A 13,364-nucleotide genomic window follows, 5' to 3' on the forward strand; every position below is an offset into this window, starting at 1 on the left:
TGGCGAGTTGCAGTAAGACGCTAAGCCTTATTCTTCGCTAGTATCAATATCGCTGGCTTTTTGCGCCTTTTTCTGGCGAATAATAGGTGCGTCGCCCATTTCGGTGCCGGCAGCAAAGGTTTTGTTGGTTTTCACCTTAGGTTTGCTGGTCTTCGCTTTTTTCTGGGTCTTCGCTTTTTGGGTATTTTTACTAAAGCTAGGTTTGGCATATTTAGGGCGTAAACCTTTAAATTTAGCGGCTAGCCCCTCTAGGCTTATAAACTCAACTTTTTGCTCCAATAGTGCCTCTAGGGTTTTGAAGCTATACCAGTCTTTTGGTCCAACCAAGGAATAGGCTTGTCCAAGATTGCCTGCTCGGCCAGTTCGGCCAATGCGGTGCACATATTCTTCTACATGTTTAGGCATATCGAAGTTAATCACATGAGAGACTTGCACAATATCAAGGCCGCGTGAAGCAAGGTCGGTAGTAAACAATACCTTTTGGTGACCGCGGCTAAACTCATCCATGATCTTGTTGCGTGCGCCTTGGCTTAAATCGGCATTTAAGGCTGAACAGCTGATACCTTGCTCGGTGAAAGCGTCGGCGAGGCGCTGAGTGTCGGCTCGTGTCGCAGTAAACACAATGGCTTGATTTACAGTGTCTTGTTTAAGTATCTCGGCCAGTTGTGCTTGTTTATGGTCGAGGTGATCACTTAACAAAAACTGCTGATTAATGTCTTGATGCTGGGTAAAGCTGAAACCCACCGCTATGCGCTCTGGCTCATTGAGCAACTCAAGGGCGAACGAGTTAATGGCTGCATCATCTAACGTGGCCGAAAACATTAAGGTTTGACGCTTACGGTGGTTCGCTGCTTTGTTCACATAGTTAAGTTGCTCGGCAAAACCCAAATCTAACATTCGGTCGGCTTCGTCGAGGATTAGTAACTCTAGCCCCTCTAAAAATAAATGGCGCTTACTAAGGTGGTCGGCTAAGCGACCTGGCGTTGCTACTACAACCTGTGGATCTTTACGTAGCAACTTACTTTGATCGTTAAAGTTTTCTCCGCCGGTGATAAGGCAGGCACGTGTTTGCGTATTGGCAATAAGCAAGCGCAGCTGAGCAAATACTTGCTTAGCCAGTTCACGTGTGGGGGTTAAAATTAGCGTGCGTGCATCGCGCTTAGAGAGAGCTCGCGTTTTTAGCATACGCTGCATGGCTGGCAGCAAGTACGCTAGGGTTTTACCTGAACCTGTTTTAGATGATGCTAGTAGATCTTTGCCTACCATTGCCGCGGGAATTGCCCGAGCTTGGATCTCGGTGGTTTCACTAAAGCCAAGGTGCTCAATGGTTTTATTTAGGCGGGGATCTAAGCCCAGTTCAGTAAACTGCAAGTTGTAACTCTCTTCAAATGTATGTGATTGAGATTATAACCGTAAATGCTCTGGCTCACATTAAGGATTCGACCTTTATTGAATTACTTAACCAACAATTCAGGTTTTTTGTAAAAAAATATAAGCAGTGATGAAAATGTTTACTTCATTAACTATTTTATCCTTAGTTATTGATTTGTAGCATAACAGTTTAAAAAACAGGCACTTTTACTTGCTTAAGCGGGGTTGCCTTGCCATAGTTGAAAGCTGCAAGGATTAGCTTTAGCAAAGGATTGATAATGGCTGGTATTTCCGAAAAAGCGGCAAGTACGAAGCGGCGATTTTCGTTTCATATTCATCTCGTCAGTGTGATGATTTTAATGCTGATTACCAGTGGCTTGGTGATTGGCACTCTTAACTATTTTCATACCAGTGATATTGTTGCCGAGAATCAGGCTAGGGCCTTAGAGCAAGTAGGTCGCGCCACTGTCTCTGAGCTCGAAGGCGTAATGTTTCCAGCACAAAATTTTGTACATAGCTTGGCTGCTATGAATCTTACAATGACTCAGCTTAACAACAGCCAACGTAGCTGGTTACCAATGCTGTATTCAAGTTTAAGCCAACAGCGCGGATTATCAGCTGTTTATATGGGTTATGCCAACGGCGATTTCTACCTAGTTCGCCCCTTAGATACCTTAGAAAAACGTCAGCAAGTTAGTGCTCCAATCGGCTCGGTTGTATTAGTTACAAAAATCGTTAACGGATATTCTAGTAACGTATTTTACGATAATGAATTGAGGCCGCTTCGTGACCAAATAGATCGCAATTATCAGTTAGATCCACGTGAGCGCCCTTGGTACAAGTTGGCCATTAATAGCCCCTCAATTGTTGCCACCGATCCCTATGTTTTTTACACCACCAAAGAAGTGGGGGTGACCTTTGCTCATGCCAATAAGCAACGCAACATGGTAGTGGGTGCAGATCTTACCTTAGCCAGTGTTTCTAAAAGCTTAGGTAAGAATAAGCTTAGCGAATCCTCGTTACTGGTGATGTTTAACAGTGACTATTCAGTACTGGCACACCAACAAGCCTCGTGGATAGCAGATAACCTACAAGTCACCGAAGAAGAAGTTATTTTACCGCGTTTAGATAAACAAAATTTAGGGGTTCTTTCTCAGTTCTCTGATCATTCTGGTGCTGTTGATGGCGGCAGTTTTATTATTAACGGTGAGCATGAAGATTGGATTGGTCAAATTATTGAGCTTACCTTAGAGGTTAATGCAGACCGTGAAAACGTAAAAATAGATAAGCTGTTTTTAGGGCTGGCTTCACCTGAAGACGAAATATTGATGGATGCTCGAGCGGCCCGCGATCAATCGGTTGTTTTTAGTATATTCATTGTGCTGGTTTCAATACCTATTGCTTGGTATGTGTCGCGCTTAGTGGCCAAACCTTTACGTGAGTTAATGAATCAGAATGAAGCCATTATGGCCTTTGATTTTGATGCCACTAAGCAAGTTAACTCGGTGGTTTTAGAGGTTCATCAACTAAGCCGAATTACTGAACAGCTGAAGAAAACCATTAAACAGTTTTCAGATGTATCCACCATGCTCGGTGAAGAAGATAACTTTGGTCGCTTGCTAGATAAAAGTGTGCAAGAAATGCAAACCATATTAGATATGGAGCAAGGCGCTATTTGGCTGAAGAACGATCAATTGTTCGAACTGCAAACCAAAGCTCTTGAGGGCATGCAGCTGCCACAAACCTTTACTTATGCCGATACTTTAACTCAGCCTTTGGTTAAGTATTTACTCGACACCACCACCAGTTCAACCACCAAGTTTACCAGCCTAGATTACCAAGGTAAGCCGCTCAATTTAGTGGTATCTCCGTTGATCAATCGAGAAAACAAACTAGTGGGCATGATTGCAACATTTAGCCATCATCAAGCTAATGTCTCGCCACGAGTGCTGTCGTTCATTGATGCCTTAAGTAGCGTGGTGACTATTGCCATTGAAAATCGTCACTTAATCGAATCACAAAAGAACTTATTGGAATCCTTCATCAAGCTTACCGCTGGAGCGATTGATGCCAAATCGCCCTATACTGGTGGCCATTGTCAACGCGTTCCAGAGCTCACCAAAATGCTAGCCAATGCAGCGGTAGAGCAGCAGCACGGTGTATTTGCCGACTTCTCGATGAATGAAGCGCAATGGGAAGAACTGTACATCGCCAGTTGGTTACATGACTGCGGTAAAGTCACCACCCCTGAATACGTAGTGGATAAAGCCACCAAGTTAGAAACCATTTACGATCGAATTCATGAAGTTCGTATGCGCTTTGAAGTGCTTAAGCGAGATGCTCAGCTAAGCTACTGGCAGCAGGTAGCGGGTGGGCTGCCGGAGCAAGAGCAAGAATCTTTGCAAGCCCAATTAGAACAGCAGTTAGCCACCTTGGATGAAGAGTTTGCCTTTGTGGCAAAATCTAATATTGGTGGTGAATTTATGGGCGCTGAAGATATTGAGCGTTTGCATCAAATTGGCCTACGAACTTGGCAACGCACTATCGATGATAGCCTTGGTTTATCCCATATGGAGCTCGATCGTCGCGCTTCGCAAAGTACTCATTTACCGGCTACTGAAAAACTATTGGATGATAAACCAGAGCATATTATTTATCGTCGCGAAGATGAGAAGATTGATGCCGACAACCCTTGGGGCTTCAAACTTAAGGTACCCGAGCATAAGTATAACCGCGGAGAGTTATACAATTTAAGTATTGCGCGTGGCACGCTTAGCGAAGAAGAACGCTACAAAATTAACGACCATATTGTACAAACCATTATTATGTTGGATAAACTGCCGTTCCCTCATCACTTAAGAAGAGTGCCGGAAATTGCCGGAGGACATCATGAGAAAATGGATGGTACTGGCTACCCGAAACAGCTTACCAAAGAGCAAATGCCTACCACTGCTCGAATGATGGCCGTGGCAGATATTTTTGAAGCCTTAACGGCAGTGGATAGGCCTTATAAAAAAGGTAAGAGCTTGAGCCAGTCGCTGAAAATTATGCGCTTTATGTGTGATGACAAACATATTGATGCCGACATATTCAGGCTATTTTTACACTCGGGGATTTACTTAGAGTACGCTAAAGCGTTCCTAAAACCGGAACAGATAGACGAGATAGACATAAACGACTATTTGCCAGACCAAGCTTAGGTTTACCCACCATCTGAGGTGAGTTAGTAAAAAGGGTGTTTAGCTTATTTAGCCTGCACCCTTTTTTGTTCTTCATATGCACTAACAGTTACAACATTTAGCAGCTAGTTAATACTGGGTCTAATCTCCAACGACAATATTGCGCCCGGCATCTTTGGCGTTATAAAGCAGCTCATCTGCTCGATTGAGCTGCGCATCTAAATGTTCTTCAAGGTTATTGGTCACACCGATGCTAACGCTTATCGACAGTGGAGTATCGTTGTAAATAAACTCTGTGGTTGCTACTTGCTCACGAAATGCATCTAACAGTTGGTAAGCTTGTTCATTGTTTAGTCCCGCCATCGCCACACTAAATTCTTCGCCACCGGTACGGGCAAACAAGAAGTTGGACAGGCCTGATTTCATTAAGCTAGAGAAATGAATGAGTACTGCGTCACCTGCTTCATGGCCGTATTGGTCGTTAAACTTTTTGAAATGGTCAATATCGAGTACTGCTACCGCAAGTTGAGAGTTTTTGTCCTCGGCTTTTTGGTGCAGTTTACGGCCGTGTTTAATAAAGAATCGGCGATTAGGAATCGCAGTTAGATAGTCTTGGTAAGCGGCTTTTTCCAGCTTTTCTACCAAGGCTAAAGTATGCAGGCTGTGATTGACTCGACATTGAAACTCTTCAATAGAGAAGGGTTTGTGTAAGTAGTCGTTAGCCCCATTTTTAATGAACTTACTCGATACAGTCGCATTATCGGCAGAGGATAAACCCAGAATGCTGATCCGTCGTTGCCCCATTTCGTGGCGCACTTTTTGAACCAGTTGGAAGCCATCCATATTTGGCATTTGATAGTCACTAATTAGCAACTTAATATCCGGGTCATCTTGTAAGTGCTTAAAAGCTTCCTGTCCGTCGTTCGCTTCAATTACTTGAAATAGATGACGTTTTAGTAAACCACAGATATGTTTCCTAGCTAGTTCCGAGTCTTCGGCAACCAACACTTTGGTATTTTGGTTTAGGTAGAGTTGATTTAAGGTATCGAAGGCCAGCTCGTAGGAGTAACGTCCTTCTTTTAGCACATAGTCAACCACACCTTTTATAATTAGCAGGGATTGGGTTTGCTCATCAAAGGAGCCTGAAAGCACCACTGTCGGAATTTTGTTTTCCAGTAGATAATCAACCAGTTCACCGTTTGGCGCATCGGGTAAATTAAAATCTGCCAGAGCAGCAAAAAAGCTACTTGGGTCGGCGCTGTAAATCTGCTTCGCTTGTTCTAAGCTAGAGGCAAAGATCGGCTCAAGATGGTTTAAACGTGAAGACAAATGGCGGAGAATTTTTAGTACTGTTGGGCTGTCTTCTACTATAAGAATTTTCTGCATAGCTTGCTTTCCTAAAAACTCACTTGATTATTGTGCTTTGGGTCAAATAAAACTGAATTTTGAAAAACTAATATAACAAAATAACTGTTTGATGCAGCGCAGTTTTTTAAATAAGTAATAACAAAAACTTACTAAGCTTTATTGTTTTATACCTACTAAATACAATTGTAGATGGATTTATGGCTGCTGGTTTTGTTTAATCAATCAGACGTGAATATTGTCACTGATCGTTTCTTTAAGGAGATAGCGTGTACTGGGCTGAATTTTTAACCGTGGTTGTGGTGCATTTGTTAGCCGTGGCTTCGCCGGGGCCAGACCTAGCAGTAGTGCTAAAAAATAGTATTTCCCTTGGTCGTAGAGCCGCTATTTTTACCTCCCTTGGCGTAGGTTGTGGGATTATGGTTCATGTGATTTATTCGGTGCTGGGAATCGGCTTAATCATCTCTCAGTCGATTTGGTTGTTTAACGTGATTAAATGGTTAGGCGCCGCTTATTTGATTTGGATAGGTATTCAAGGCTTGCGAGCAAAGCGTCGTGATGCCGCAGATATTGAAGCCGATACGGGCCTTAGGCTTAGCGATAAAAGTGCCTTTTTAAGTGGTTTTATGACTAATGGCTTAAATCCTAAAGCGACCTTGTTTTTCTTGTCTTTATTTACTGTAGTTATTAGCCCAACCACGCCAATGCTGGTGCAGTTAGGCTATGGTTTATATATGGTTTTTGCTACAGCCTTATGGTTTGCCATGATCTCCTGGTTGTTTAGTACTGCCCGAGTTCGCCGTAAGTTTTTGCAGGTAGGACACTGGTTTGATCGCAGTATGGGTTTTGTTTTAGTGAGTTTGGGAATTCGTTTGCTTTTTAGTAGTCGAAACTAATAAGCATCATCAAAGACGCGGGAGATTTATGAAGGCAGCCACAAGGATAGGGCAAATAAAAATGCTCTGGCAGCAGGCTACGGCTTGGCAAAAAGCTGGGGTGTATTTTGTAATAGTCTTTATGCTTTATGTTGTGCTGTCACTAAGCTTGTTACCTTGGGTGATCAAGCAGCAAGTAGAAAAGCAATTAACCGTTCTCACCGGTCACACAGTGACTCTGCAACAAGCAGATTTTCATCCGCTTAAGCTTTCCTTAACGCTGCGCCACTTTGCCATTAAAGAGCTTGATGAGCAGCAAGCTCAACCTTTGGCGAGCTTCGAGCGCCTCTATGTAGATTTCACCTTAAGCTCTTTGTTCTACTGGAGTTGGAACTTTGAAGCTTTAGAGTTAGACGGTTTGTTTTTCCACCTTAGCCGACTAAAAAATGGTGCACTAAATGTAGACAGTTTGTTTCCTAATACTGGCGAACCACAAGAGGCTGAACCTGAAAATAGTGAACAAGCTAGCGTTCCCCGTTTGCGGGTTAAACAATTTATGTTGCGCAACGCTCAATTAAAGCTGAGTGACTACCTGCCAGAGCAAGCCGTAGATTTCTCTATCTCTGATTTTGATTTATTGCTTAACGATTTTTATACCCAAAGAACTGGCGATGCAGCTAATGCCTATCTTATTGAAGCGCAGGTAGGCGAGCAGGGCCGTTTGGCCTGGAGTGGTGAAGTGGATTTGCCAGCTTCGCAGGTATCGGGTCAATTCTCTTTAGAAGAGTTTCAGCTGCCGCGGGTTTTCGCTTTTTTACGCCCTTATACCGATTTGCGAATCAACCAAGGCGCGGTAACGCTTAGCACTGATTATTTAATTGATTACCAACAACAGTTTCAGTTTATTACCAAACAAGGCCAGCTGAGCATTGAACAATTTGAGTTGAGTGCTTTTGAGGAAACTCGCGCTAAGTTCGAACAGCTCTCGCTCAATAACATTACTTTTGATTTGAACCAGCAACACCTAAGTTTAGGGGATATAGGCCTAAATCAAGGTTTACTCACTGCTAGCTTTGACCAGCACTCTCAACTAGATTGGCTCTCGTGGTTTCATTTTGAAAAGCTGGTGGCTGAAACTCAAACTCCTGAAGCTGGTGAGCAAAGTGATGCTATACCGACAGTTGAGCAGGAAGAGCCCGCTACTAGTGAGTCTTCTTGGGTGCTAAGTAACAACAGCATTAAGGTGAATGACTTTGAACTAAGGCTAGGTGAAGCTTGGTTAGGCAGCACTAAACAGCATCAATTATTGTTACAAGCGTTTAGCCTTAGCGCTTTCTCTAGTGATATGCAGCAAACCACGGAATTAACGCTTGATGCTAGTTTGTACCAGCAGAGTCCACTCAATGCAAAGTTAGCCTTTAGTGGCCCAGAGCAGCGTTTAACTGGTCAAGTAAGCCTTAGCCAATTGGTGTTAACGCAACTTGAAAAATGGTACTCCCCCTTTGTTCACTTAGATATAAACAGTGGGCAACTGGCCTTAAGTAGCGAGTTAGATATGCAGCTGGCAGACAGTTTTGCTCTTACTAGCTCTAACGGGCGTTTGGCCTTATCGCAAGTTAATCTGGCGGTGCCACAACATCCAGAGAATTCGTATTGGCTGGCGGCCAATGATGTTGTTGCCGACGGTATTAATGTCAATTTAACTAAGCAAACCGTTGATATTGCGAGCCTTAGCAGTGAAGCCTTAGAGTTTATAGCCAGCCTCGATGAGCAAGGCAACTTGGACATTATTGAATACCTAGGTTTTGCAGCAAGTGAAAACAGCGAAAACAGCGAAAACAGCCCAACCGACATCGAGCCTGAGCCGCAAAGCGATCAAGCCTTAGAGCCTGAGGCAACTAATCTCGATGAAGCCAGTGACGTCTCTTTAGAAGCGCAAACTAAGCCAGAACTTGCACAAAATGCAGTGGCAGCAGAAGAAACTGACGCTACTGCACGTGAAGAGCAAGCTGGTTGGCTTGTCAACATTGCCCAGTTAAGCGCGGCTGATTCACGTTTTAGTTTGAGCGAGATGTATTCTGGGCAAGAGCTTAAACACCAACTAAACGCCCCTTTAGTTGAGCTTTCAAATATAAGCTCCGATTTGAGCACTTCGATGACGATAGCCGCCAAGCTACAAGCCGAGCAGGGTGGGGAGCTCACTATTGATGGGGAAATTGCACTTGCCAATAAACAAGCTGATTTAACGCTTAAAGCTACACAGTTTGGTTTGGCTTTTTATCAAGCCTACCTAGCGCAATACACTGAGTTAAAACTAGAGTCGGCCAAGTTTGATACCGACATGCAAGTGCAATTAGATTGGCAAGAGCAATTTGGATTGGCTTTAAAAGGCCCGCTCAGCATTGATGAACTGCATTTAAAAGACGCAAGGGCGCAGTCCGATTTACTCAAATGGTCTGAATTCAACCTTAGCCAATTGGATCTAGATACTCGTCAACGCCGCCTTGCTTTGGGTGAGCTTAACTTTATTCAACCTTACTTCTTAATTGAGGTATCAGAAGACTTTTCCACTAATTTGGCGGGGATTGTAAAGTCACCCGAAGAGGGTGAAAGCTCAGTTGAGCAGCAAAGCGAAGAGCTTGAAGAACAAGCCAGTGAGCCAGTAGCTACAAATGATTCAGCAAGCTGGCAAATTAGCATTGCGCAAACGCAGTTTAGCCAAGGCTTGGTCGACTTTGCTGATTACTCGTTAGACCCCAACTTTGCCGCCAAGATTGAAAAGGTAGAGGGTAAAATTGGCAGCTTAACTCAAGACGCTAGCCAGCCTGCCGAAGTGAGCCTAAGCGGTGAAGTGGACGGTTATGCTCCGGTAAGTTTTGCTGGTGAAATTGCCCCTCTTGCTGCAGACCCTGCTTTTGATGCTGCACTAGATTTTAAACACTTGGAACTTACTCGCTTAAACGCCTATTCGGGCACCTATGCAGGCTACGTGATTGAGCGTGGACAAATGTCTTTAGCCCTAGCTTATAAACTTAAGCAAAGCCAGCTACAGGGAAGCAATCAAGTTTACATAGAGCAACTGCAATTAGGTAAACGCACTAATAGCGAAAAGGCTACCTCGCTACCGGTGGAGCTTGCGATTGCGCTACTAGAAGATGACCAAGGTGTGATAGACCTAGGTTTAGAAGTTAGCGGCGATGTAAATGATCCAGACTTTAATGTCGGTGGACTAGTGTTTAAGGCTTTAGGTGGCGCGCTGAAAAAAATCGTTACCTCACCCTTTGCTTTGATTGGTTCGCTAATTGGTAGTGACGAAACCTTAAATGAAGTGAGTTTTGTTGCTGGCAGTAGCCAGATTGAGCAGCAACAGCTTACTCAACTAGGCCAATTGGCCGAAGGCTTAAAAAAACGTCCGCAGCTAAAAATTGCTTTAGTTGGCTCCATCGATCCAGCTCAAGATATTCCAGCCCTCAAAAGACAAGCTCTCGCTGAACAGCTTAATCAACAGGCTAATTTGGATATAGCGCCGCAAGATATCAGCTTAAGTGCAGTACTCGAGAATCGCAGTTTACGAACTGCTCTTGTTAACTTGGCACAAGTCAACATAGAAGAAGCAAGCCGTAATGCAGACCGACAGCAGCTAACCCAAAGCTTGCAAGAGCAAGAGCAGCTTAGTCCCGAGCGTTTAAATCAAGAGTTACACAGCTTGTGGTATCAACGATTAGTTGACCAACAAACCCTTAATGATGGCGATTTAGAAAGCTTTGCAGAGCAACGAGCGATTGCGGTGAAAGATGTTCTCACCGAACAAAACGAATTAGCCATTGATCGCGCTTTTGTACAGCGCCAAGCGCTCGACAAGCAAAGCGGCAAGATGCTGGTAACCTTAAGCATTATTGCTGATTAATCGCGAAAGCTTGTTTTAAACCCTGTTCGGGCGATAATGTCACTGATTTTGTAAGGAAAAGCAGTATGCAAAAGCTCCTACTCGTGGCCGAACACAGCGATTTTATAGTGGTTAATAAACCCAGTGGTATTAACTTTCATACCGAGTCTGGTGAGTTGGGCCTGGTCGAGTTGGCGCGCCAACAATTTGCCATAGAGTTATGGCCAGTGCATCGCCTAGATAAGCTAACCTCTGGCTTGTTACTGCTAGCCAAAAATAAATCGGCAGCTGCGCGTTTTCAAGAGCTGTTTAGCCAAGGCTTAGTCAATAAATTCTACTTAGCCTTAGCCTCTAACAAACCTAAAAAGAAACAAGGCCTGATTAAGGGCGATATGCTTAAAGCGCGCAACGGAAGTTGGAAGCTTGGGCATACTAACGATAACCCGGCGATTACCCAGTTTTTTAGCTTTGCGCTGTTACCCAAACGTCGTTTGTTTTTATTAAAACCTCATACTGGGCGTACCCATCAATTGCGGGTTGCCCTTAAAAGTTTAGGCGCGCCAATACTGGGTGATACGCGTTATGGTGGCGAAGCGGCAGAGCGAGGTTATTTGCATGCTTTTGGCCTGCAGTTTAATTGGGGTGAACAGTCTCTTCATTATGCAGCTTTAGATAATCTTGATGGGGATTTTGAGCGTTTTGAAATCGCTGAAAAAATTGCCAGTTTAGCTAAGCCTTGGGAAGTGGCTTTTCCGCAACTTAAGCGCAGTTAAGCTAACAACTCTGTCGCTTCTTAAGCCTAAAAAAAGAGCCGCATAAAGCGGCTCAAAGCTTAGGGTCTGCTGATCTTTACTGATGGTTTTTGCAGCAATTTATTAGCCATTTAGGCAAGACAGTGAGTGTGCAGTTAAGTGAGCTTAATCATCACTCGCTAACGCTGAATAAATGGCTAAGAAATGCTGCCCGAAGGGTTCGGATAAGCGAACTTTACTCTTTGTTAAGCACTTCTTGCTTAGCCCACTAGGCTTTTAAGTGCTCGCCGCGATTAAAGCCCGCTTATCTCGAACAAAATTTCAACACCAAAGATCAACAGACCCTAAGGATGATATTAGGCTTCTTTGGCCGAATTTAGTTTCGTTATTTCGTCTAACTCTTCATCCAAGTCGTCTTCACCAATGCCTTTTAGTTTGGCTATTAGCAATCCGGTAATCACTAAGGTAGTCACTACCCCTGCCACCGTCGAAATAGTCATTGGTAGCCCAAAGCCCAAAGTGCTTGAGTTTAGGATGAAGGTCACCACTACTGTTGTCATAAACATGGCGGGAACAGTGGTTATCCAGTGGAATTTGTCATTACGCAATAGGTAAGCGGTTGCCGTCCATAACATCATTACAGCGGTTGTTTGGTTAGCAAAGCCGAAGTAGCGCCAAATTACTCCAAAATCTACTTGAGTAAGAATGCCACCAATAATGAAAATTGGCAGGGCAATCATTAAGCGGTTTTTAACCGGTTTTTGAGACAGGTTAAAGTACTCTGCCAAAATTAATCTGCTTGAACGAAACGCCGTATCGCCAGAAGTAATAGGTAAAATAACCACACCTAAGAAAGCTAAAATACCGCCAAATACACCCAGTAAACCAAACGATGCATCGTAAACAACTTTGCCAGGCCCACCGCTGGCAACAGCTGCTTGTAAACCTTCCATCGAATTGAAGAAAGACAGTGCAATAGCACACCAGATTAAGGCAATGACACCTTCGCCAATCATTGCACCGTAAAATACAAAACGGCCATTTTTTTCATTCTCTACACAACGAGCCATTAACGGTGATTGCGTGGCATGAAAGCCTGAAATTGCACCACAAGCAATGGTAATGAATAAGGCTGGCCATAGCGGTAAGTCATTTGGATTCATGTTGGTGAACATTTGGCTTACTTCAAAGCTGCCCATAACTTGGTGTTCACTGGAGAAAGCTACTGCGGTAATTAGGCCTACCGACATAAAGATAAGTAATGCACCAAACAGTGGGTAGAAGCGGCCAATAATTTTGTCGATGGGAACGATGGTGGCAATGATGTAGTAAACAAAAATGATACTAACCATAGTGCCTAAACCAAGGCTGATACCAGCTTGGTCGTTAATAAGGTTAGTTAACATGCCTGCTGGAGCGGATACAAATACTACGCCTACCAGTAACAACAGCACAATGGCAAAAATATTCATGAAGTGGCGAGCGCTTTTCCCTAGGTAACGCCCAGATAATGCCGGTACCGATGCACCGCCATTGCGAACCGACAACATGCCTGAGAAGTAGTCGTGAGTTGCGCCAGCAAAAATACAGCCTACCACAATCCATAACATCGCCGCTGGGCCGTATAAAGCGCCCATGATAGGACCAAAAATAGGGCCCACGCCGGCAATGTTAAGCAGCTGGATTAAATAAACTTTTTTCTTCGACATTGGCACAAAGTCCACACCATCTTGCTTCGCGTAAGCGGGTGTTTGTCGCTGTTCTTTAATGCCAAAAACCTTCTCTACAAAGGCGCCGTAAATAAAGTAGCCGCCGAGCAACGCTGCGACGCAAAATAGAAACCAAAGCATGTCATCCTCTCAGTACTTAGTTGTAATCAAGGCCAGTCTATTAATTCGCAAGTTGCTATTCAGTAGTCGCTTTGGTGAGTGGTGCT

At 43.9% G+C, this 13,364-nt stretch carries 7 protein-coding genes; 4 read left to right on the forward strand and 3 right to left on the reverse strand.

The window, feature by feature from the left end:
• Positions 1-27: 27 nt before the first annotated feature.
• Positions 28-1,371, reverse strand: a complete 1,344-nt coding sequence (locus ACYFDN_RS07800) for a DEAD/DEAH box helicase (RefSeq protein ID WP_483510664.1) — start codon at positions 1,369-1,371, stop codon at positions 28-30.
• A 278-nt stretch (positions 1,372-1,649) separates the two neighbouring features.
• Here ACYFDN_RS07800 and ACYFDN_RS07805 point away from each other — a divergent pair, with 278 nt between their 5' ends.
• Positions 1,650-4,571: an HD domain-containing phosphohydrolase gene (locus tag ACYFDN_RS07805; RefSeq protein WP_483510665.1), complete on the forward strand. Its 2,922-nt coding sequence runs from the start codon at positions 1,650-1,652 to the stop codon at positions 4,569-4,571.
• A 120-nt stretch (positions 4,572-4,691) separates the two neighbouring features.
• On the opposite strand, the gene ACYFDN_RS07810 is transcribed toward ACYFDN_RS07805, so the two are convergent.
• On the reverse strand, positions 4,692-5,936 hold the full coding sequence (locus tag ACYFDN_RS07810; RefSeq protein ID WP_016400354.1) for a diguanylate cyclase: 1,245 nt from the start codon (positions 5,934-5,936) through the stop codon (positions 4,692-4,694).
• A 248-nt stretch (positions 5,937-6,184) separates the two neighbouring features.
• Here ACYFDN_RS07810 and ACYFDN_RS07815 point away from each other — a divergent pair, with 248 nt between their 5' ends.
• From ACYFDN_RS07815 to ACYFDN_RS07825, 3 genes are all read left to right on the forward strand, one after another.
• Positions 6,185-6,811 carry a LysE family transporter gene (locus ACYFDN_RS07815; protein ID WP_016400353.1) on the forward strand — a complete coding sequence of 209 codons (627 nt, stop codon included), beginning with the start codon at positions 6,185-6,187 and terminating at the stop codon, positions 6,809-6,811.
• A 28-nt stretch (positions 6,812-6,839) separates the two neighbouring features.
• A complete protein-coding gene (locus ACYFDN_RS07820; protein ID WP_483510666.1) occupies positions 6,840-10,697 on the forward strand; it encodes a DUF748 domain-containing protein in 3,858 nt (1,285 codons plus the stop codon).
• Positions 10,698-10,762: 65 nt separating this feature from the next.
• Positions 10,763-11,449 carry a TIGR01621 family pseudouridine synthase gene (locus tag ACYFDN_RS07825; RefSeq protein WP_152780067.1) on the forward strand — a complete coding sequence of 229 codons (687 nt, stop codon included), beginning with the start codon at positions 10,763-10,765 and terminating at the stop codon, positions 11,447-11,449.
• Between the two features lie 335 nt (positions 11,450-11,784).
• Here ACYFDN_RS07825 and ACYFDN_RS07830 read toward each other — a convergent pair whose 3' ends face one another.
• On the reverse strand, positions 11,785-13,278 hold the full coding sequence (locus ACYFDN_RS07830; protein ID WP_016400348.1) for a carbon starvation CstA family protein: 1,494 nt from the start codon (positions 13,276-13,278) through the stop codon (positions 11,785-11,787).
• Positions 13,279-13,364: the final 86 nt, after the last annotated feature.

It is taken from the genome of Agarivorans sp. D1326, from assembly GCF_056958115.1.

Bases quoted from the DNA above. Each gene is read 5' to 3' on its own strand.
- ACYFDN_RS07820 (WP_483510666.1), top strand. From the start codon at position 6,840: ATGAAGGCAGCCACAAGGATAGGGCAAATAAAAATGCTCTGGCAGCAG.
- ACYFDN_RS07825 (WP_152780067.1), top strand. From the start codon at position 10,763: ATGCAAAAGCTCCTACTCGTGGCCGAACACAGCGATTTTATAGTGGTT.
- ACYFDN_RS07810 (WP_016400354.1), bottom strand. From the start codon at position 5,936: ATGCAGAAAATTCTTATAGTAGAAGACAGCCCAACAGTACTAAAAATT.
- ACYFDN_RS07830 (WP_016400348.1), bottom strand. From the start codon at position 13,278: ATGCTTTGGTTTCTATTTTGCGTCGCAGCGTTGCTCGGCGGCTACTTT.
- ACYFDN_RS07805 (WP_483510665.1), top strand. From the start codon at position 1,650: ATGGCTGGTATTTCCGAAAAAGCGGCAAGTACGAAGCGGCGATTTTCG.